This window comes from Massilia niabensis, assembly GCF_042655085.1.
Classification (GTDB): Bacteria; Pseudomonadota; Gammaproteobacteria; order Burkholderiales; family Burkholderiaceae_D; genus Telluria; species Telluria niabensis.
In genome coordinates this window covers 376,653-398,929 of the sequence record NZ_JBHSMU010000015.1, presented here as the reverse complement: position 1 = coordinate 398,929, position 22,277 = coordinate 376,653, and the positions used below count along the sequence as shown (strand labels likewise).

General features: G+C 67.3%; 15 protein-coding genes. 9 read left to right on the top strand and 6 right to left on the bottom strand.

Annotated elements, in window-relative coordinates:
- Positions 1-75 precede the first annotated feature (75 nt).
- The gene (locus ACFPN5_RS16250; protein ID WP_379784808.1) at positions 76-1,719 is read right to left on the bottom strand and encodes an OFA family MFS transporter; all 1,644 of its coding nucleotides are present in this window, start codon (positions 1,717-1,719) and stop codon (positions 76-78) included.
- A gap of 120 nt (positions 1,720-1,839) precedes the next feature.
- On the opposite strand from ACFPN5_RS16250, the gene ACFPN5_RS16245 reads away from it, so the two are divergent.
- A complete protein-coding gene (locus ACFPN5_RS16245; RefSeq protein ID WP_379784807.1) occupies positions 1,840-2,949 on the top strand; it encodes a substrate-binding domain-containing protein in 1,110 nt (369 codons plus the stop codon).
- A gap of 28 nt (positions 2,950-2,977) precedes the next feature.
- On the opposite strand, the gene ACFPN5_RS16240 is transcribed toward ACFPN5_RS16245, so the two are convergent.
- Complete coding sequence (locus ACFPN5_RS16240; protein ID WP_379784805.1) at positions 2,978-3,214, bottom strand: hypothetical protein; 237 nt, start codon at positions 3,212-3,214, stop codon at positions 2,978-2,980.
- 245 nt (positions 3,215-3,459) lie between these two features.
- Between ACFPN5_RS16240 and ACFPN5_RS16235 the strand changes: the two genes are divergently transcribed.
- A complete protein-coding gene (locus tag ACFPN5_RS16235; protein WP_379784804.1) occupies positions 3,460-5,721 on the top strand; it encodes a sugar nucleotide-binding protein in 2,262 nt (753 codons plus the stop codon).
- Positions 5,722-5,829: 108 nt separating this feature from the next.
- Here ACFPN5_RS16235 and waaF read toward each other — a convergent pair whose 3' ends face one another.
- Positions 5,830-6,855, bottom strand: coding sequence for a lipopolysaccharide heptosyltransferase II (gene waaF / locus ACFPN5_RS16230; protein WP_379784803.1), 1,026 nt, complete (start codon positions 6,853-6,855; stop codon positions 5,830-5,832).
- Entirely contained in the window at positions 6,852-8,612 is a 1,761-nt protein-coding gene (gene msbA / locus ACFPN5_RS16225; protein ID WP_379784801.1) for a lipid A export permease/ATP-binding protein MsbA, read from the bottom strand. The genes waaF and msbA overlap by 4 nt, the downstream gene beginning before the upstream one ends.
- Positions 8,613-8,734: 122 nt before the next feature.
- Between msbA and ACFPN5_RS16220 the strand changes: the two genes are divergently transcribed.
- The 3 genes from ACFPN5_RS16220 to ACFPN5_RS16210 are packed head-to-tail and all read left to right on the top strand — an operon-like array spanning position 8,735 to position 11,618.
- A complete protein-coding gene (locus tag ACFPN5_RS16220; protein ID WP_379784799.1) occupies positions 8,735-10,063 on the top strand; it encodes an O-antigen ligase family protein in 1,329 nt (442 codons plus the stop codon).
- A 36-nt stretch (positions 10,064-10,099) separates the two neighbouring features.
- Complete coding sequence (locus ACFPN5_RS16215) at positions 10,100-10,957, top strand: glycosyltransferase family 2 protein (RefSeq protein WP_379784797.1); 858 nt, start codon at positions 10,100-10,102, stop codon at positions 10,955-10,957.
- Positions 10,958-10,970: 13 nt separating this feature from the next.
- Positions 10,971-11,618, top strand: a complete 648-nt coding sequence (locus ACFPN5_RS16210) for an NAD(P)H-binding protein (protein WP_379784795.1) — start codon at positions 10,971-10,973, stop codon at positions 11,616-11,618.
- 10 nt (positions 11,619-11,628) lie between these two features.
- Here ACFPN5_RS16210 and ACFPN5_RS16205 read toward each other — a convergent pair whose 3' ends face one another.
- Positions 11,629-12,102: a hypothetical protein gene (locus ACFPN5_RS16205; RefSeq protein WP_379784794.1), complete on the bottom strand. Its 474-nt coding sequence runs from the start codon at positions 12,100-12,102 to the stop codon at positions 11,629-11,631.
- 83 nt (positions 12,103-12,185) lie between these two features.
- Complete coding sequence (gene dnaE / locus ACFPN5_RS16200) at positions 12,186-15,683, bottom strand: DNA polymerase III subunit alpha (RefSeq protein ID WP_379784793.1); 3,498 nt, start codon at positions 15,681-15,683, stop codon at positions 12,186-12,188.
- Positions 15,684-15,806: 123 nt separating this feature from the next.
- On the opposite strand from dnaE, the gene ACFPN5_RS16195 reads away from it, so the two are divergent.
- From ACFPN5_RS16195 to ACFPN5_RS16180, 4 genes are read left to right on the top strand one after another with little or no spacing between them, the layout of a single operon-like run.
- Positions 15,807-18,092, top strand: a complete 2,286-nt coding sequence (locus ACFPN5_RS16195) for a glycosyltransferase family 4 protein (RefSeq protein ID WP_379784792.1) — start codon at positions 15,807-15,809, stop codon at positions 18,090-18,092.
- Positions 18,093-18,126: 34 nt separating this feature from the next.
- Entirely contained in the window at positions 18,127-19,032 is a 906-nt protein-coding gene (locus ACFPN5_RS16190; RefSeq protein ID WP_379784791.1) for a sulfurtransferase, read from the top strand.
- A gap of 2 nt (positions 19,033-19,034) precedes the next feature.
- Entirely contained in the window at positions 19,035-19,316 is a 282-nt protein-coding gene (locus ACFPN5_RS16185; RefSeq protein WP_379784790.1) for a hypothetical protein, read from the top strand.
- A 9-nt stretch (positions 19,317-19,325) separates the two neighbouring features.
- Positions 19,326-22,268: a glycosyltransferase gene (locus ACFPN5_RS16180; protein WP_379784789.1), complete on the top strand. Its 2,943-nt coding sequence runs from the start codon at positions 19,326-19,328 to the stop codon at positions 22,266-22,268.
- Positions 22,269-22,277 lie beyond the last annotated feature (9 nt).

Sequence of the window (22,277 nt, the reverse complement as noted above, 5' to 3'; positions counted from 1 at the left end):
CGCGATGTTTTCAACGGTGCCTGGAGGTGTGGACGGCTTCGCCGCCCACGCCTCCAACGCACGCTCAAACAACCTTTACTTGAACAGCACCGACGCCTTCTGCAGCGTAATCCACACGCCCAGCATCAGCGGAATGCCGACCGCTGCCCAGGCAAATCCTGCCACCGCCGGGCTCGATGCCACGCCCGCACGGCCGGCGCGGCCGCTGCGCGTGCCGCTTGCCGCGGAGATGTCGCGTTCGTGCGCCAGCTTCTTCTCGGCGACCAGTTCGTCATCGGTCATGAAATGCCTGTCGGCCAGCGGACGGATCATCGTGTTGAGAACGATGCCCACCACGATCAGTCCGGCCAGCACGTACATCGTCACGTCATAGGCTTGCGCCTTCGGCACGCCGTTGGCGATCTGGTACTCGCGGATGTAGTTGATCAGGATCGGACCAAGGACACCCGCCGCGGCCCAGGCCGTCAACAGGCGGCCGTGGATCGCCCCCACCATCTGCGTGCCGAACAGGTCAGCCAGGTAAGCCGGCACGGTGGCGAAACCGCCGCCGTACATCGACAGGATGATGCAGATGAAGCCGACAAACAGGGCCAGCTGTCCGGCATGCGCCATCGACGGAATCGATACGTACAGTATAAAACCGAGGATCAGGAAAATGAAATAGGTCGCCTTGCGGCCGATGTAGTCCGAGCAGGATGCCCAGAAGAACCGTCCGCCAATGTTGAACAGCGAGAGCAGGCCCGTGAAGCCGGCGGCAATCGCCGCGATCTGGCCCTTTTGCGCCGCGTCGAGCTCGTTGAAGCCCAGGTCGACGCCGATCAGGCGCCCGCCGAACACTTCCTGCAGCAAGGGCGAGGCCATGCCCAGGATGCCGATGCCGGCCGAGACGTTCAGGAACAGCACGCCCCAGATCAGCCAGAACTGCGGAATGCCCCAGACGCGGCTGGCATGCACGTGGCGCGAGGTGATCATCGTGTTGGCGGCCTTGGCCGGCGGGGTCCAGCCTTCGGGCTTCCAGCCGGTGGCAGGCACGCGGTAGGTCAGCGCGCCGGCGACCATGAAGACGAAGTAGATCGCGGCCAGGGCCAGGAAGGTTTCCCAGACGCCGACCGAGTTGGCGGTGGCGAAGTGCTTCATCAGCTTGTCGGCCAGCGGGGCGCCGATCATCGCGCCGCCGCCGAAGCCCATGATCGCCATGCCGGTGGCCATGCCGCGCCGGTCCGGGAACCATTTGATGAGGGTGGAGACGGGCGAGATATAGCCGAGGCCCAGGCCGATGCCGCCGATGACGCCCGAGCCGAGCCACATCAGCCAGATCTGGTGGGTGTAGATGCCCAGCGCCGAGATGACCAGGCCGCCGCACCAGCAGACTGCCGAGACCAGGCCGGCCTTGCGCGGGCCCGCGTGCTCGAGCCAGCCGCCGAACAGCCAGGCGGCCAGGCCCAGGAAGACGAAGAACAGGGTGTACATCCAGCCGAGCATCGAGATCTTCCAGTCGCAGCTGGTCGAGAAGACCTGCGTCATGAAGCCCATGTCTGCCGGGCAGGCCAGCGACTCGGTGATGCCGATCGCTTTCGAGAGCGGCAGCCAGAACACCGAGAAGCCGTATGCCATGCCGATGCACAGGTGGATCGCGAGCGCGGCCGGCGGGACCAGCCAGCGGTTGAAGCCCGGCCCCGCGATCGTATGCTCCTTGTTCAGAAAATCAAACAACCTCATGTCTCCTCCGTTTTATACGTATGAAATATGCTTTTTAAAGCATATTAAATCATCAATTTTTTGTGATTTCGCAGAGGGTAGCATGATGCTTTTCGGGCAGAAATAGGCTATTTTTAGCATATGTTCAAAGTTCATATCCGCCCGCATTGGGAGATCAGCGTCAAGGGCGAGACGCCGCTCGACACCGCCGACCTGCTCGGCCTGCTCCTGTCCATCCAGGACACCGGCTCAATCGCGCAGGCGGCCAAGGCCGTCGGCCTGTCCTACCGCTATGCCTGGGGGCTGCTGCGCGCGGCCGAAGCCCTGTTCGGCGAGCAGCTGCTGCAGACCGGGCGCGGGCGCGGCACGGCGCTCACGCCGCTGGCGCAAAAGCTGGTCTGGGCCGACCGCCGCATTGCCGCGCGCCTGTCGCCAACCCTGCACAGCTTGGCGTCGGAACTGGAAGCGGAACTCGGGCGCGCTTACCTGGACAAGATGCGCACCCTGCGCATGGATGCCAGCCATGGCTTCGCGGTGGCGGCGCTGATCGGCTGCATCGACCGCGATGTGCTGCCGGTCGACCTGCGCTACCGCACCAGCACCGAGGCCGTGGCGGCGCTGGCGCGGCGCGAATGCGACCTGGCCGGCTTTCATATTCCCGTCGGCCGTTTTGCAGCGCCGACCGCGAGCTGGTACCTGCGCTGGCTCGATCCAGGCCAGCATTGCCTGGTCCATGTGGCCGGCCGCGAACAGGGGCTGATCACGGCGCGCGGCAATCCGCTGGGGCTGGCGGGTCTGGCAGACCTGGCGCGTCCGGAGGTGCGCTTCGTGAACCGCCAGGCCGGCTCGGGCACGCGCATGCTGTGCGAGATGATGCTGGCCGCCGAGGGCCCGCCGCCCGAGTCCGTCAATGGCTTCAACAGCGCCGAGTTCACGCATTCGGCGGTGGCGGCCTACATCGCCAGCGGCATGGCCGACGCCGGCATCGGCATGCGCGCGGCGGCGGCGCAATTCAAGCTCGACTTCATTCCGCTGGTGCGCGAGCAGTATTATTTCGCGGTGCGCTGCGACGCGCTGGAAGAGCCGCACATGCGCCAGCTGATCGAGCTGATGCGCGCGCCGGCCTACCACGGCCTGGTCGCCGCCCTGCCCGGCTATGACGCCACCCGTACGGGCCAGGTGCAGGCTCTCGCCGATGCCTTCGCGCTGTCATCCACTAAAGGAGGAGGTTCAGGAGCACCTTCGGCCTGACCGGCAGTCGCGGCAATCTCACCCGGCCCTAGGGCCGGCGCTTCCTCCAGTTGTAATCCGGCCCCGTCACATCCACTCCCGGATGCCCGACCACATCGGGATGCTCCGAACACATCGTGATGAAGCGTATGCCCTCGCCTGCCCGCTGGCGCCGGCGCAGCTCTTCCATGAAACCCATCGCCTTGACCATCTCGTCGGTACCGAAGCCCTCGGCATGCGGGCGGGTCTCCGTTTCCTCAAAAACTGTCCAATACACCATATACATAAGCCGCTCCCGGGTTCGCTTTGACGGAATTGCCGAACTGGCAAGAAAGTGTCATATTTTTGCACGCCACACTTGAGGTATAGCGCACGATTTCGATGCAGATCAATGATATTTAGCAGAGGAAACGGTTATTAAGCAAAAAAGTAGGACTAGTCCGAAATGTCCCTTATATGTTCGCCGTCTCACACAAGACCATGCGTGTGGCCGCTAGTCTGGAGCCTGTCATCATAAAGCAGGACTATCTCATGAATTACGACAAGCAAATCCAGCCAGAGACCGTAACCGAGCTGGCGCTTTGGGGCGGTCTTGAATGCACAGTGAACCGTGTACGCGACAATTACTTCAGCCAGATGGAACGCAACGGCCACGTCGGTCGCCTGCAAGACATCGAACGCTTCGCTTCCCTCGGCATCAAAGCCATCCGCTACCCGGTACTCTGGGAATGCGTCGCCCCCGACCGCGTCGAAGACGCCGACTGGACCTGGTCCGACGAGCGCCTGCCGGTGCTGCAGAAGCTCGGTGTCACCCCGATCGTCGGCCTGCTGCACCATGGCAGCGGCCCGCGTCACACCAGCCTGGTCGATGCCGACTTCCCTGAAAAGCTCGCCGAGTACGCCGGCGCGGTAGCAAACCGCTACCCTTGGGCCGAGTACTACACCCCGGTCAACGAACCCTTGACCACAGCGCGCTTCTCAGGCTTGTATGGCGTCTGGTACCCGCATGGCGAGACCCACGAACTGTTCGTGCGCGCGCTGCTGGGCGAAACGAAGGGCACGGTGCTGGCGATGCGCGCCATCCGCGCAGTCAACCCGAACGCGAAGCTGGTGCAGACCGACGACCTGTCGAAGACCTATGGCACGCCGGAGATGGAAGAGCTGGTCAACTTCTTCAACGAGCGCCGCTGGCTGGGCTGGGACCTGCTGTGCGGGATGATCGACGAAGACCACAAGATGTACGCCTACCTGATCGAGTCGGGCGCGACGCCGGAAGAACTGCAGTGGTTCCGCGAGAACCCCTGCCCGCCCGACATCATCGGCGTGAACTACTACGCCACCAGCGAGCGCTGGCTCGACCATCGCCGCGACCGTTATCCCGAGAGCCGCTGGGGCGAATACGATGGCCAGCAGTTCGCCGACATCGAAACGCCGCGCGTGCTGGCCACGCCGACGCCGGGCATCGGCCCGCTGCTGCAGGAAACCTGGGAGCGCTACGGCCTGCCGATCGCCGTCACCGAAGCCCACATCGACGCCAACCGCGAAGACCAGATGCGCTGGCTCGTCGAAATCTGGAACGCCGCCAAGAAGGTGCGCGAAAAGGGCGCCGACGTGCGCGCCGTCACGGTCTGGGCCCTGCTCGGCTCCTACGACTGGAACTGCCTGGTCACCGAATGCCGCGGCTACTACGAGCCCGGTCCGTTCGACGTGCGCGGGCCGGAACCGCGCCCGACCGCCGTCGCGAACCTGATGCGCGAACTGTCCTCGGGCCGTCCGCTTTCGAACCCCGTGCTGCAGGGCGAGGGCTGGTGGCGCCGTCCTGACCGCTTCATGTGCAAGCCGGTCGCCACCCGCACCGCGGTCGCCGACATTGCGGTGCGCAGCCAGTTCAAGTCGCACGTGGTGCAGCCGATCCTGATCACCGGCGCGACCGGCACCCTCGGCTCGGCCTTCGCCCGCATCTGCCAGAAGCGCAACCTGGCCTGCCACGTGCTGACGCGCCAGGAGATGGACATCACCGACCCGGCGTCGGTGGAGGCGGCGATCCAGCGCTTCAAGCCCTGGGCCATCATCAACGCCGGCGGCTATGTGCGCGTCGACGATGCCGAGTCCGACGTCGAGAACTGCATGGACGGCAACACGCTCGGACCGAACATCCTGGCGCTGGCCTGCATCCGCCATGCGCTGCGTTTCATGACCTTCTCGAGCGACCTGGTGTTCGACGGCAGCAAGGGGGCGCCGTATGTCGAGTCCGATCCGGTGGCGCCGCTGGGTGTCTATGGCCGCAGCAAGGCCGAGGCCGAACAGCGCGTGCTGGAGGCCGATCCGCAGGCGCTGGTCATCCGCACCAGTTCCTTCTTCGGGCCATGGGACAAGCACAACTTCGTGACCCAGGCGCTGGCCGCCCTGAAGTCTGGCCACCCGTTCGAAGCCTCGAACGACCTGGTGGTGTCGCCGACCTATGTGCCGGACCTGGTGAACGCCAGCCTTGACCTGATGATCGACCGCGAGCGCGGCATCTGGCACCTGACCAATGCGGAAAGCGTGAGCTGGGCAGACCTCGCGCGCAAGGCCTGCGAGGTGGCCGGCGTCGACGCCAGCGCCCTGCAGGAACGCTCATCGACGGAATGCGGCTACACGGCAGTTCGCCCGGCGTTCTCCGCGCTCACAAGCGAACGCGGCGTGCTGCTGCCCTCGCTCGACGACGCCCTGGCGCGCTATATCAAGGCGCTCGAGGAACACGCGGTCGACGATGGCGAGCTCGCCGGGGGAGCAGCGCACTACGCCAGCTGACGCGTTTCAGTGCTTAAAGGCCGTCCGGACCGCAAGGTCCGGCGGCGACCGGCCGGTGCCTGACGCAGGAAGCGTTGGCACCGGCCGGTTGTTGTTTACGCCTGCACCTTACCGCGCCAGCACCGGCCCCAGCTCCCGCCACACCAGCGGCGCCTCCATCTGCTCCATGCAATTGTGATGCCCGAGCGGGCACTCGCGCTGGCGGCAAGGTGAGCAATCGAGGCGCAGCGAGAGCGCATGCGCAATGTCGGAAAACGGCGGCGCGTGGTCGGGATCGGTCGGGCCATACAGCGCGATCACCGGCCGGTTCAGGCTCGATGCAATGTGCAGCAGCCCCGAATCGTTCGCCACCACGGCGGCGCAGCGCGCGATCACGGCGATCGCTTCATCGAGCTGCGTCCGGCCGGCCAGGTTCAGCATGCCGGACGCCGCATCCCCCGCATGCGCGATCACCTCCTCGCAAGTGGCGCGGTCCTTGGGGGAGCCGAGCAGCACGATGCGCGCCGCGCCATCCTGTTCGAGGATCGCGCGTGCCAGCGCCCCGAAGTGGCGCGGCGGCCAGCGCTTGGCCTGGCCGAACTCGGCGCCGGGCGCGAACGCGACCAGCGCACCGCCCGCCGCGATGCCGAGGCGCGCGCAGGCGGCTTCGATGCGCTCGCCCGGCACGACCAGGGACGGCCGCGGCGCCGGCGAAAGCGCCGCATGCGGAGCGTTCGCCAGCGCCGCATAGAAGGGCACCATCGGCCGCGGCGGCTGCTCGTCATGGTGCATCACGTTGACCAGGCCATAGCGCATTTCGCCCTTGTAGCCGACCCGTTGCCGGATGCCGGCCAGCCAGGGGATCAGTGCGTACTTGAGCGTGTTCGGCAGGACGTAGGAGTCGAGATAACCGCGCGCGCGCAGCACCTGCGCATACTTCCAGCGCTCGCGCAGCTGCAGCGCCTTGTGCCGGAACGGCGTCTCGAGCACCGTGTCGACCTCAAGCACCGCGCGCCAGACCGGCGCCACCGCGGGCGGCGCCAGCACGTCGATCGGCCGCCCGGGATGGCGCGCCTTCAGGCGCGCCAGCAGCGGCTGGGCCATCACTGCGTCGCCGATCCAGTTCGGCGAAATGACCAGGGTGCGCCCGCTCATTTTGCCCCCTCTTCGGCCACCGCCTGCGCAAACTGCAGGCGGTACAGGTTGGCGTAGGAACCGCCCCTGGCCAGCAATTCGGCGTGCGTGCCCTGCTCGACGATGCGGCCATGTTCCATGACGACGATGCGGTCCGCGCCCTCGATGGTCGAGAGGCGGTGGGCGATGACGATCGTGGTGCGCCCGGCCATCAGGGCGTCGAGCGCAGCCTGCACGGCGCGCTCCGATTCGTTGTCGAGCGCGGAGGTGGCTTCATCGAGGATCAGGATCGGCGCGTCCTTGTAGATCGCGCGCGCAATCGCCACGCGCTGGCGCTGGCCGCCCGACAGGCGCATGCCGTTCTCGCCGATCATCGCTTCGACGCCTTCCGGCAGGCGCGCGACCACGTCCGTCAGGTGCGCCGCCTTGACTGCGGCGGCCAGGCGCTCGTAGTCGATGCGTTCGGCCCCGTAGGCGATGTTGGCGGCCAGCGTGTCGTCGAACAGCACCACGTTCTGGCTCACCATCGCCAGCTGGGCGCGCAGGCTGGACAGGCGCAGCTCGGGATACGGCACGCCGTCGAGCAGGATGCGGCCGTCTTGCGGATCGTAGAAGCGGGTCGCAAGGTTCACGAAAGTCGACTTGCCGCCGCCGGAGGTGCCGACCAGCGCCACCGTCTGGCCAGGGTAGATCTCGAGCGAGACGTTCTGCAGGGCCGGGCTGGCGGCGTTCGGATAGCGGAAGGTGACGTTCTCGAACATCAGGTGGCCTTTGGCGCGCGCCAGCTCGCGGGTGCCGGTGTCTTCCTCGACCGGGGAATCGATCATCTCGAACACGGTTTCAGCGGCGGCGATCCCGCGCTGCATCGGGCCGTTGACTTCGGCCAGCGATTTCAGGGGCGTGAGCAGCATCAGCATCATCGTGATGAAGTTGGTGAACTCGCCGACCGTCATGTCCGAGCGGATGGCAAACACCACCACCGCCGACAGCGCCAGCGAGGTGGCGATCTGGGTTACCGGGGCGGTGGCGGCAAAGGCCACCGTGGTGCGCTGGGAAAAGCCGCGCAAGGCCTCGCTGCGGGTGGCGAAACGCTGCCGCTCGTAGCGCTCGCCCGAGAACACGCGGATCACCTGGTGCCCGCGCGCGGCTTCCTCGACCACCTGGGTCATCTCGGCGGTGACGCGCTGGTTTTCGCGGTTCAGGCGGCGCAGGCGCCCGGTGGTGGTGCGCACGATGATGGCGGTGAGCGGCACCACGACGATGGCGACCAGGGTCAGCTGCCAGTTCAGGTACAGCAGCGCGGCCAGCAGGCCAATCACGACCAGCGTGTCGCGCACGAACGCGACGAAGACCGAGTTGATCATGTCCACCACCTGGCGCACGTCGCCGATCACGGTATTGATGATCTTGCCGGTCGACTCTTCGTGGAAGCGCGCTACCGGCAGGCGCAGCAGGCGGTCGAACATGCGGCCACGCAAGTCGTTGAGCACGCGGCTGATGACCCAGTTGTTCAGGTAGGCGGTGGCGAAGGTGCCGATCCCGCGCAGGATGAAGATCGAGATCAGGACGCCCGGAATCCACCAGAGCGAAAATTCGACCTTGTTCTTGAAACCCTTGTCGAGCAGGAGTTCGATGGCCTTGCCCAGCAGCGGCTGGGTCGCTGCGGTGAGCGCCATGGCCAGCAGGGCCATGTAGGCACGGCTGCGATAGGGTTTGATGAACGCCCACAGGCGTTTGACGATCACACTGTTTTCCACTTTGCTCTTTTCGCTAGCCACGGCGGGCGCCTGGGGCCGGGCCGCGCCGCGAGATATCCGGTCCGTCCTGATATGACGGTCAACTCGCCATTTTCGCATACTCGGGTTCGGGTACGGCGGCACGGGCGGGCGCTTCCAGTACAATGAGCGCGATTTTGGCGGCCGAGCAGGCAGCGCGCCGCCGCGTCCAGATAAGGAACAACATGCAGCACCCCTCGCCCCCTTCCCTCGGCAGCACGGCCGCTCCCGTCGGTGGCCGCATCGAACGCATTGCCCGCCAGACGCTGCTGCTGGCCGCGTTCAGCATTCCCTTCTCGACCGCGCTGGCGAACCTGTTCGCCGGGCTGACCCTGATCGCCTTCGTGGCCGCGCTGCTGGGCGACCGCTCGCTGGCGCGGGCGCTGCGCACGCCGGCGGCGCTGCTGGCCTTGGCGCTGCTGGCCCTGGTGCTGGTGGGCGCCACCTGGTCGGTCGCGCCGCCCGACGAGGTGCAGGACGGCATGCGCAAGTACGCGAAACTGATGGTGCTGCCGCTGGCCCTGTGCCTGTGCTGGCGCGCGCCCGCCCTGCCGGCGCGCGTGCTCTACGCCTCGCTGGGCGGCTGCGCGGTGCTGGCCACCTCGCTCTACCTGGTCTGGCTCGACAGCATGCCCACCTCCAGCCTCGGCTGGTGGCGCGTCGGCGACATGAGCGATCCGTATGCTTTTCGCAACCACATCACGATTGGCATCCTGCTCTCGTTCGCTGCCTGCGCCAGTTTCCTGCTGGCGACCTACGCGCAGGGTACGCGCGCCCGCCTGGCCCTGCTCGGGGTTGGCGTGTATTTCGGCGCCCCGATCCTGATGGGCAACGGACGCACCGGTTATGTCGGCCTGTTCATCGGCCTGTTCGCGCTGTACCTGTTGCGCGGGCGCGTCACCTTCCTGCGCAGTGCCCTGGTGGCGGCCGCGATGTCGCTCCTGTTCGCCGGCGTCTACATGGTGTCCCCGAACGTCAAGACGCGCATGGACCTGCTGGTGACGGAAGTGTCGCAAAACGACGCCACCACACCCAACGGCCTGCGCATCAGTTTCATGAAGACGGGCGTGCAGGCGGTGGCCGCGCGGCCGCTGCTGGGCTATGGCACCGGGTCGTTCTCGGAAGTGTATGCGCCCGAAGCGCAGCGGATCTGGGGGGCGTCGCCGGAAACGGCGCGCGTGCGCCACCAGCCCCACAGCGAGCCGCTGCTGCTGGCCGTGCAACTCGGCGTGCCCGGCGTCGCCCTGTACTTCGCGCTGCTCGGCGCCATCGGCAAGGCGGCGCTGGCGCGCCGCGACCCGATGGCCGATGCACTGGCGCTGCTGCTCGCGATCTTTGGCTTGACCTCACTGTTCAACAGCCTGCTGTGGGACCCGACCGAAGCCTACTGGTTCCTGCTGCTGGCAGGTGCCCTGTATGGACATTGCATACGGCAGCGCGCCACTGCACAATAGGCGTTCCAGCACAGCGATACGCCCCGGCCCATGAACATGAACAATAACAATTTCCTCATTTCGATCGTGATCGCCACCTACAACTGGCCGGAGGCGCTCGGCGCCTGCATCGAAGCCTGCTTCCGCCAGAGCGACCGCAACTTCGAAATCATCATCGCCGACGACGGTTCAGGGGAGCCGACCCGGGCGCTGGTGGAGGAACTGTGCCGTCGCTCGCCGGTGCCGATGCGCCACGTCTGGCAGCCCGATGACGGCTTCCGGCTGGCCGAATCGCGCAACAACGGCATCCTGGCTGCGCGCGGCGACTACATCATTGCGCTCGATGGCGACTGCGTGCCGCAACGCGACTTCATCGCGCAGCACCGCCGGCTGGCCGAGCCCGGATTCATGGTGACCGGCAGCCGCATCCTGCTCAGCCAGGCGTTCAGCGCGCGCGTCCTGGCGGAAGGCCTCGACCTGCAGTCGCTCACCCTGGGCGAGAAGCTGCGCTACCGCCTGCAGGGCGGGCTGGGCAAGGCCGCGCAGCTGCTGGTCAAGCTGCCCGATATCGGCCGCCGCCGCCACCGCTTCAGCTTCCGGCGCATCAAGGGCTGCAACATGGCCTTCTGGCGCAGCGACCTGGAAAGCGTCAACGGTTTCGACGAGAGTTTCCGCGGCTGGGGCTACGAGGATTCCGACGTCGTCGCGCGCCTGTACCACGCGGGCGTGCTGCGCAAGGACGGTGCTTATTCCACCGAAATCTTCCACCTGTGGCACCGCGAAGCGAAGCGCGACCAGGCGTCGAGCAACCAGCACATCGTGCTGGAGCGGATGAAAGACAGGACGACGCAGGCGGCGATCGGCTTGCGTGAGCATGCAAACACGCAGGCGGCGCCGGCCGCCGTGGCGAAATAAGGTGAGCAGCAGCGTGCCAATCGGGCGTCGTGTCCTGCTCGCGGGCGCCACCGGCCTCGTCGGCGGCGAACTCCTGCGCCGCCTGCTGGCCGACGACACGGTGGCGGTCGTGCACGTGCTGGCCCGGCGCGCGTTGTCGATCTCCCACCCGAAACTGCAGGCGCAGGTGGTCGATTTCAGCGCCCTGCCGCCCCTCCCCGCGCTCGATGAAGCCTATCTCGCCCTCGGCACGACGATCAAGGTCGCCGGCAGCCAGGCCGCCTTCCGCGCGGTGGATTTCGACGCCAACCTCGCCGTGGCGCGCGCAGCCTTCCAGGCCGGCGCCCGCAGGCTCGGCCTCGTCAGTGCGATGGGCGCGGACGCGCATTCACGGGTCTTCTACAACCGCGTAAAAGGCGAACTAGAGGAAGCGGTGAAGGCACTCGGCTTTGACGCGCTGGTGATCGCGCGGCCGTCGCTGCTGCTGGGGGACCGTAGCGCGCTCGGGCAGCCGGCGCGCCCTGGCGAACATGTCGGCTCGCTGCTGGCGGGCGTACTGCGGCCACTCATTCCAGCGCGCTACCGGCCGATCAGGGCGTTGGACGTGGCGTGCGCGCTGCTCGCCCATGTGCCGGCGGCGCGTGGCGACTTGCTCCTGTCGTCCGACGCCATGCAAGGCTGATGCGCGCAGATTAATCGTATTTCGGCCGCGTCGCCAGCGCCACCAGCGCGGCGCCTGCGGCGACGATCAGCGCGTCTTCGATCAGTCCGCTACGGGTCTGGCCGATGCGCGCCATGGCCTGCTTGCGAACGGCAAGCGTGCAGTAGGCAAGCGGTACGGCGGTGGCGACCGCGACCGCCGCGCCGGCCCCCTCCCGGCCACGCGGTGCCAGGGCCGCACCGGCGATCCCGGCGCTCATGACGCGCGCCAGCAATCCCAGGAAGACTGTGCGGTCGGGCGCCGTCTTCATCTTGTCACCGAACAGTTCGCCAACCCCCATGGCCAGCGCACCGTAGGTGAACAAGGGGCGATCCAGGAGCACGAGTTGCCCCGGCGTACCGCGGCCTGCGAGGCGTGCCGCCGCGATGGTGGCCATCGGGGTCATGGAGCGCGCGCTGGCAACGGCGCCAATCAGAGCGGAGGAAAGCAGGCTGCGCATGTTCATCGTAACAAACTCCTGTGGGGGGGGTGATGCCGATTGTAACCACCCCTCACAGTCGTGTCGCCACCCACGCTGCCGGGCCCTCCTTAATACTCGACCGCCACGTCCTTCGCCCCCAGCGTCAGCTCCAGCGCCTGCTTCAGTGCATCCGACGGCGCCACGCGCCACTCGTCGCCCAGCTGCAGGATGCATTCCACACCCTGCGGTTTTACGCGCAGGCTGACCGGCAGGCCGTCGGGGTGCTTGTAGGGCGCGATCACCTCGGCGATTTTTGCCGGGCTGACCGTGCAGGCCAGGTCCATTTCCAGCTTGTGGCCGTACTGGATGCGCGAGCTGGCCAGGTCGTAGACCTTTTCGGCGGTGATGCGCAGGCCGCCGTTGAAGCGGTCTTCCGACACCTTGCCGACCACCAGCAGGAACTCGTCTTCCTTGAAGGCGTTCTTGTTCGCCTCGAATACCTCGTTGTAGACGGTGACCTCGACCACGCCGGTCTTGTCGTCGAGCGCGACGATCAGGATCTTGCCGCGCTGGGTCATCTGGGTGCGCACGCCCGTGATCACGCCGCACAGCATGCGCGGCTCGCGCGACGGTTCCAAATCCTGCAATCTGGTGCGCGCAAAGCGCCGCACTTCCCCGGCATAGATATCGAACATGTGGCCCGACAGGTAGAAGCCAAGCGCGACCTTCTCTTCCGACAGCTTCTGGCGGTCGGTCCAGGGCAAGGCTTTCACGTATTCCGGCGGCGCCACCAGGTCGGAATCATCACCGCCGAACAGGCTCACCTGGTTGGCGGCGGCCGCTTCCTGGCCCGCCACTTCCATCGCAAACGTGACCGAGGCGAGCAGGATCGCGCGGTCGACGCCGAAGCAGTCCATGGCGCCGGCGCGGATCAGGGACTCGATCGTGCGGCGGTTGATCTGCTTGCGGTCGACGCGCTTGCAGAAGTCGAACAGGTCCTTGAACTTGCCGCCCTCCTTGCGCGCGGCGACGATCGCCTCGATCGCGCCCTGGCCGGCGCCCTTCACGCCGCCCAGGCCATAGCGGATGTTCGATACCTGTTTTCCGGTGACCGAGAACGGCTGCCCTTCCGGCGTGAAGCGGAACTGCGATTCGTTCACGTCCGGCGGCAGCAGGGTCAGGCGGCAGACGTCGATCGAGTCCTCGACCAGGATCTTGATCTTGTCGGTGTCTTCCATCGCCAGCGACATGTTCGCTGCCATGAAGGCGGCCGTGTGGTGCACCTTCAGGTAGGCCGTATGGTAGGACAGCAGCGCATACGCCGCCGCGTGCGACTTGTTAAAGCCGTAGCCCGCGAACTTCTCCATCAGGTCGAAGATCTCGTCGGCCTTGGCGGTCGACAGGCCGTCCTTGGCGGCACCGGCGCGGAAGATCTCGCGGTGCTCGGCCATCTCTTCGGCCTTCTTTTTACCCATCGCGCGGCGCAGCATGTCCGCGCCGCCCAGCGAATAACCGCCGACGATCTGCGCCATCTGCATGACCTGCTCCTGGTAGACCATGATGCCGTAGGTCTCGGACAGGATCGACTCGGTGCGCGGGTCCGGGTAATCGAACTTCTCGCCGTGCTTGCGCTTGCAGAAGTCGGGGATCAGGTCCATTGGGCCCGGGCGGTACAGCGCGACCAGCGCAATGATGTCCTCGAAGCGGTCGGGACGCGCGTCCTTCAGCATGCCCTGCATGCCGCGCGACTCCAGCTGGAAGATCGCCACGGTCTTGGCATCCGACAGCAGTTTATAGGACGGCCGGTCGTTCAGCGGCAGCTTGGCGAGATCAAAATCGGCTTCGGCCGGATCGAGGGCCTTGATGTAGTTCACGGCGCGGTCGAGGATGGTCAGCGTGGTCAGGCCCAAAAAGTCGAACTTCACCAGGCCGACGGCCTCTACGTCGTCCTTGTCGTACTGCGACACCACGCCGGCGTCGCCGCCCTGGGTGTACAGCGGGCAGAAGTCGGTGAGTTTACCCGGCGCGATCAGCACGCCACCGGCGTGCATGCCGATATTGCGAGTGATGCCCTCGACCTGCTGGGCCAGTTCCAGCACCTGTTTGACTTCTTCCTCGTTCTCGAGACGTTCCTTGAGCAGCGGCTCTTCCTCGATCGCCTCGGCAATCGACACCGGCTTACCCGGCTTGAACGGGATCAGTTTCGAGACGCCGTCGCAGAAGTTGTAGCCGTAGTCGAGCACGCGGCCGACGTCGCGGATCGCGCCCTTGGCGGCCATGGTGCCGAAGGTAGCGATCTGCGAGACCGCCTCGCGGCCATACAAATCCTTCACGTGCTGGATCACGCGGTCGCGGTTTTCCTGGCAAAAGTCGATGTCGAAGTCGGGCATCGAGACGCGTTCCGGGTTCAGGAAGCGCTCGAACAGCAGGTTGTATTTCAGCGGATCGAGGTCGGTAATCAGGAGGCAGTAGGCGACCAGCGAACCCGCACCCGAGCCGCGGCCCGGACCCACCGGCACGCCGTTGTCCTTGGCCCACTGGATGAATTCCGCCACGATCAGGAAGTAGCCCGGGAACTTCATCTTGTTGATGGTATCGGTCTCGAACTTCAGGCGCTCTTCGTAGCGCGGGCGCGCTTCCTCGCGCTTGACCGGGTCCGGGTACAGGTGCTCAAGGCGCTTTTCCAGCCCTTTTTGCGATTCCGAGACGAGGTACTCGTCGATGGTCATGCCCGGCGGCGTCGGGAAGTCCGGCAACTGCGGCTTGCCGAGGGTGAGTACGACGTTGCAGCGCCTGGCGATTTCCACGGAATTGGCGAGCGCGCCCGGCAGGTCGGCAAACAGCGCGGCCATCTCGTCCTGCGATTTGAAGCACATCTCTTCGTTGAAGCGGCGCACGCGCTTGGCGTTGGCCAGCATCTCGCCTTCGGCGATACAAGTGCGCGCTTCGTGGGCGATGTATTCGTCCTTGCGGATGAACTGCACCGGGTGCGTGGCCACCACCGGCAGGCCGAGGCGGCCGGCCAGCGCCACCGAATGGCGCACGGCCGCTTCCTGGTTCGATGCGCCGGCGCGCTGGATCTCGATGTAGAAGTGGCCCGGGAACATGGCGGCCCAGCGCGCGGCCGCCTTTTCGGCGCGCGCGATGTCGCCGTTGTCGATGGCCTGGCCGACGTCGCCGAAGCAGGCGCCCGACAGCACGATCAGGGCATTCGCCTGATTGACTTCCGGCTCGAGCGTCGAGACGCTCGTCGCCAATGCTTCCAGCCATTCGGCGCGGATTTCGGCGCGGCCCTTGTGCTGGTTGGTGAGCCAGGCGCGCGAGAGCAGGTCGCACAGCTGCAGGTAGCCGGTGCGGTTTTTCGCGAGGATCAACAAGCGCGACGGCTTGTCGCGGTTGTCGTCGTTGGTGATCCAGGCGTCGACCCCGATGATCGGCTTGATCCCCTTGCCGCGCGCCGCCTTGTAGAAGCGCACCATGCAGAACATGTTGGCCAGGTCGGTGACGGCGAGCGCCGGTTGCTTGTCCTTGGCGGCAGCGCCGACGAGGTCGTCGATGCGGACCAGGCCGTCCACGATCGAGTATTCGGAGTGGACGCGCAGGTGGGTGAAGGTCGGGGAAGTCATACCCGTATTTTAACCCGGCAGGCAGTCCACGAACACCCGCCGCCGGCGCCGGCGGGTGCAGTTACAACAAGGCAACAGCCCCCTGCAGGGCAACGCCGGCCTGCCTCATCTTATAATGGGACGATGACCGCTTCCCGCCCCACCACGCCTGCACCCCTGCTCGAGCTGCTGCTGGCGGAACCCGCTCCTGGCGAGTGCGCCGTCGCCGTCCTGCCGCCCGCCGCGGCCGGCCTTGCGCCGGCGCCGGCTACGCCCCGCCCACGCAAACTGCGCCGCCTTGGCGCGCCACTGATGCCGCTTTTCAAATTCGCGGCCCGCGCCGTCCTGCGCCGGCCGCAGGTACGCCAGCTGGCGCTGCGCATCCTCAAGCGCTCCCCGGCCCTGTACGCACGCGCCTATCAGGCGATGATGGCCTCCGGCAGCGCCGCCCCGGCGGCCGAAGGTTGGGGGAAGGCGGGCACGCAGGCTGACGAGATCGATGGCCTGTCGCCGCGCGCGAACGCCATCCTGCGCACCTTGCGCAGGATGCAGGAAACGCCACCGCGCGATGTTGCCGCCCGTCCCCGCCTGGCCTTCGTCTCGCCGCTGCCGCCGCAGCGCACGGGCGTGGCCACCTATGCCGTCGAACTGCTGGCCGAGCTGTCGGGCCAGTTCGAGATCGAGCTCATTGTCGCCCAGCCAGGAGTGGCCCTGCCGGAAGTGATCCTGCCCCCGGCGCTGGGCCACCTGCCGGTGCGCCAGGCGGACTGGTTCGCCGAACACGGTGCCGGCTACGACCAGGTGCTTTACCAGTTCGGCAACAGTCCCTTCCACAGCCACATGTTCTCCCTTTTGGCGCGCTTTCCTGGTGTTGTGGTGCTGCACGACTTTTTCCTCGGCGGCGCGCTGGTGCACGCCCAGATGAGCGGTGCCGATCCACGCGCCTGGGGCGAGGCCCTGTTGCATTCGCATGGCTACCGGGCCGTGCATGCCAGCGAAACGCCGGTGGGGCGCGCCCAGGCGCACAAGGACTGGCCCTGCAGCCTGCCCGTACTGGAAGGCGCGACCCGCACCATCGTCCACTCGCGCCATGCGCGCCAGCTGGCAAGCGACTGGTTCGGCCCGGGTGCCGCGAACGGCATCGACGTCATCCCGCACCCGCGCACCCCGCCCCCTGCCACCGACCGCGCCGCGGCGCGCATCGCGGCACGCTCGGCGCTCGGCATTGCCGATGACTGCTTCCTCGTCTGCAGTTTCGGTTTCGTCGCGCCCAACAAGCTGACCCACGAACTGCTGCGCGCCTGGATCGGCTCGTCCCTGCATGGGAATCCCGCCTGCATGCTGGTGCTGGTCGGCGCCAACCACGACAGTCCCTATGGCGTGGAAGTCGAGGCGCTGATCCGCGGCGCCGCTGCTGGTACTGGTGCGGGGGCCAACATCCGCATCGCCGGCTGGAACGAGGACGCCGTCTACCGCCAGTACCTGCAGGCGGCCGACGCCGGGGTGCAGCTGCGCACGAATGCGCATGGCGAAAGCTCGGGCGCGGTGCTCGACTGCATGAACTACGGCCTGCCGACCATCGTCAACGCCAACGGCTCGATGGCGGAATTCCCGCCTGAGGCGGTCTGGCGCCTGCCCGACGCCTTCGAGATCAAGGAGTTGTCCGCCGCCCTCGAGACCCTGCACCGCGATCCGGCGCGGTGCGCAGCGCTCGGCCAGGGTGCGGTCGCGCTGCTCGACGCCCGGTTCCGCCCGGCCCGCTGCGCCGCGCTGTACCTGGAAACGCTCGCGCGCGCCCGCGCCGGCACCGCGGCGCAGCACGCTGCCTGGCGCGCGGCGCTGGCCCAGGCCGCCCCGGCGGGCGAACAGGACCTGCGCCGCCTCGCCGCAAGCCTGGCCGCGGGCGAACGCCCCGCGCGGCGCCAGCTGCTGGTCGACGTCAGCGACTGGGCCCAAGCTGGCACGCCGGATGCAGCCGCCGCCGGCCAGCTGACCGAACTGCTCGCCCAGGCGGGTCCCGACCTGCGCGTGGAACCGGTATGGCTCGACACTTCGCTCGACACCGCAGGCAGCGCGCCCTGCCTGCGCCAGGCGCGCAATGCGGCCGGGCGCCTGCTGGGCCTGGGTTGGCCAATACAGGCCGAGCCGGTCGTCGACGTCCACGCCGGCGACATCTTTTATGCACCCGACGCCGCCGCGCCGGCCGTCGCCCGGGCCTTCGACAGCGGCCTGCTGGCGGCCTGGCAGGCGCGCGGCGTGCGCGTCAACCTGCTGGTGCGCAGCCTGCCGGGCGGCGGCGCCCCGCGCGCGGCGGCCGGCGCCGACCGCCTGCTCTGCACCTCGGAGGCGATTGCGCAACAGTTGGCAACGCAGTTGGCAGCGCTCAGGGCGCAGTGGGCAGCGGCGCCGCACGAGTCCGACGGCTTATAATAGCGGTTGACCAGAATTGAGCTACTTGGCAATCATGCAAACCACCACCAATCACGAGGCGGGCGCAACGCCTGTCGCCGGCACCCAGGCAGACAGCGGGCGCTACGTCAACATCGCCGCCTACAAGTTCATCACCTTCGAGGACACCGAGGAGATGCGCCCCCGGTTCCAGGCGCTGTGCGCGGAACTGAACCTGAAGGGCACGATCCTGCTCACGCCCGAAGGCATCAACATGTTCCTGTCGGGCCTCCCGGCCGACATCGATGCCTATCTTGACTGGCTGCGGGCTGACCCGCGCTTCGCCGACATCGAAGTCAAGTACAGCTACTCGGAAGAGCAGTCGCACAAGCGCATGCTGGTGAAGATCAAGAGCGAGATCATCACCATGCGCATGCCGCTGATCAAACCGGAACTGGGCCGCGCGCCCTCGGTGGATCCGACCACGCTCAAGCGCTGGCTCGACCAGGGCCATGACGACGCCGGCAAGCCGGTCGTGATGGTCGACACCCGCAACGATTTCGAGGTCGACGTCGGCACTTTCGATAACACGGTCGACTACCGCATCGCCAAGTTCACCGAGTTCCCGGAAGTGATCGCCGCGCACAAGGACGATTTCGCCGGCAAGACCGTGGTCACCTTCTGCACCGGCGGCATCCGCTGCGAAAAAGCGGCGATCCACATGCAGAACATCGGCTACGACAACGTCTACCAGCTCGAGGGCGGCATCCTGAAGTATTTCGAGGACGTCGGCGGCGCCCACTACCATGGCGACTGCTTCGTGTTCGACTACCGTACCGCGCTCAACCCGAAGCTCGAACCAACCGTCACCACCCAGTGCTTCGCCTGCCGCGCCGTCGTCACCCCGCGCGAGCAGCTCTCGCCGCAGTACGTGTACGGCGTGTCGTGCCCGCACTGCGCGGACCAGCCGGCACAAGCCTGAGCATGGCGCGCGGCCCTTCCCTGGCGCGCCAGGCCGTCAAGAAGGCCGCATTGCGGGTGGTTGCCTTCATCGTGGCGCGCCCGCGCCTGGACGATTTCCTGCGCCGCCAGATCTACCGTTTCCCCGGACTCGCCGGCCGGGTGCGCGCAGCCGTCGCGCACTCGCGCCGGGCCGACTGGCAGACCCTGCCCGTCCTGCTCTCCGACGAAGCCGAGCTGACCGACAGCGCGCGCCAGGTGCTGCAGGACCTGCGCCGCGCCATCGACCACACCCGTACACCGTAAAGCTCTCCCATGCGCATCCTCCTCGACCTGCAGGCCTGCCAGGCTTCCAGCATGCACCGCGGTATTGGCCGCTATTCGATGGCGCTGGCGCTGGCGATGGCGCGCAACAGCGCCGGGCATGAGCTGCGCATCGTCCTCAACGAAGACTATCCGGACAGCGTCGCCGCCATCCGCAAGGCATTCGACAGCCTGATCCCGCAGTCGCATATCTCAACCTTCGTCACGCCGGTGCCGGCCGGCGAAGTCGATGCGCGCAACGCCTGGCGCGTGCGCGCGGCCGAACGGATCCGGGAACACTACCTGGCCAGCCTGCGGCCCGACATCGTCCATGTCGCCAGCCTGTTCGAAGGCCTGGGCGACAACGTGGCGGTCTCCGTGCCGCCCGGCGGCCGGTTCGACACTGCCGTGACGCTGTACGACCTGATTCCGCTGATGCGCAAGGAACGCTACTTGGGCGACCCGAACGTGGCGTCCTGGTACTACCGCAAGCTGGAACAGCTGAAACAGGCCGACCTGCTGCTGGCCATTTCCGGATCGGCGCGCGAGGAAGGCATCGAACTGCTGGGGCTGCCGGCGGAGCGCGTGGTGAACATCTCGTCGGCCGTGGACGCCATCTTCCGCCCGCGCGCGCTGGCGCCGGACGAGCGCGCCGCACTGCTGGCGCGCCACGGCATCAAGCGCGACTTCATCATGTACACCGGCGGCATCGACTACCGGAAGAACATCGAAGGCCTGATCGAAGCCTACGCGAAGCTGCCGGCGCCGCTGCGCGGGCAGTACCAGCTGGCCGTGGTCTGCAGCATCCAGGATCCCGACCGCTTCCGCCTCGAGCGCCTGGCGGCAAAGTTCAACCTGTCGAAGGACGACCTGGTGCTGACCGGCTTCGTGTCCGACGACGACCTCGTTTCGCTGTACAACAGTACTTCGCTCTTCGTGTTCCCTTCGCTGCACGAAGGCTTCGGCCTGCCCGCGCTCGAGGCGATGGCCTGCGGTGCCCCGACCATCGGCTCGAACACCAGCAGCATCCCGGAAGTGATCGGACGGCTTGATGCCATGTTCGACCCGACCAGCATCGCCGCCATCAGCACGGCCATGGCGCAGGTGCTGCTCGATCCGGCGCGCCAGGCCGAGCTGCGCGCCCATGGGTTGGAGCAGGCAAAGCGTTTCTCGTGGGACGCCAGCGCCCGGCGCGCCATCGCGGCATTCGAAGAAAAGCACCAGCGCCGCGCCGCGTCGCACAGCGCGAGCGTGGCTGTTGCCGCCGCCCCGGTGCGCAAGCCGCGCCTGGCCTACGTCTCGCCGCTGCCGCCGACGCGCTCGGGCATCGCCGCCTACAGCGCCGACCTGCTGCCGGAACTGGCGCAGCACTACGACATCGAACTGGTGCTCGCACAGGAGGGCGTCGACGATCCCGCCCTGCAGGACCGTTTCCCGCAGCATTCGAGCGAATGGTTCGACGCCAACGCGCACACGTTCGACCACATCGTCTACCAGTTCGGCAATTCGGAATTCCACACGCACATGTTCGGCCTGCTGGAACGCCATCCGGGCGTGGTGGTGCTGCACGATTTTTTCCTGAGCGGCGTCATCAACCATGCCGAAGCAGAGCATCCCCTGCCCAACCATTATTGCCGCTCGCTGTACCTGGCGCACGGCTACGGCGCGCTGGTCGAGGAAAAGGAACAGGATCGCACCACTTCCTGCCTGACCTACCCGTCGAACAAGCAGGTGCTCGACCGCGCCCTTGGGGTGATCGTCCACTCCCACCACGCGGTCGACCTGGCGAACCGCTGGTACGGCCCCGGGTTCGCCGCCGGCTGGCGCGTGCTGCCGCTGGTGTGCCTGCGCCCCGGGGCGGACACGGCAGACCGGGCGCAGGTGCGCGCGGAACTGGGCTTCGGCGCCGGCGACTTTGTCGTCTGCTCGTTCGGTATCCTGTCGGCGCCCAAGTGCAACGACCGGCTGGTCGAGGCCTGGATCGACAGCACCCTCGCGCGCGATCCGCATTGCCACCTGGTGTTCGTGGGCGAAATCGCCGCGGGCCGCTTCGGCCTCGCGCTGCGCGACCGCATCGCGGCGCATCCGCGCATCAAGGTCACGGGGTATGCCAGCACGGCGCTGTACCGGCGCTACCTGGCCGCCGCCGACGCCGCGGTGCAGCTGCGCGCCGGCTCGCGCGGCGAAACCTCGGGGGCGGTGCTGGACTGCCTGTCGTACGGACTGCCCGTCATCGTCAACGCCCACGGCTCGGCCGCCGAAGTGCCGGAACATGCCTGCCTGCGCCTCGAGGACGCCTTCAGCCAGGACGCGCTGCGCGCCGCCATCGAACGGATGCACGGCGACGCCGCGCTGCGCGCGCGCCTCGGCAGCGAAGCCTCCGCCTACATGGAAGCAACGCACGCTCCGGCACGCATCGCCGCGCTGTACCGCGATGCGGTCGGGCAGTTCGCGCGCGACGGCATCGGCGCGGCCGAGCGCGGCCTGCTCGCGTCGGTTGCCGCGCTGGGTGCCGACGTGCCCGATCCAGACCTGCTGCAGACGGCGGCGGCGATTGCCGCCAACCGCCCGCGCAGCGCTGCGCGCCAGGTACTGGTCGATGTCGGCGCCTTTGCCTCCGACAGCGCTTCGCCCGAAGCGGCGCGGCTCAAGGCCATGATCAGGCAGGCGCCCGATGGCTGGCGCATCGAGCCGATCCGGCACGACGGCACCCGCTACCGCTACGCACGCCGCTACACGCTCGACCTGGTCGGCCGTGCGGACCTGCAGATCGAAGACGCAGTCGTGGACGCCAAGCCGGGGGACGTGCTGCTCGCGCTTGGCGATGGCGCCGCGCCCGCCGCGCCCGGGAAATGGCTGGCGCGCGGGGTGCGGGCCTGCCGCCTTGGCGCCGAGGACCCTGCCGGCGGCGCCGGTGGGCGCCTGGCCGCCCTGCTGGCGGGCGGCGGGGAATAACACCGGGAC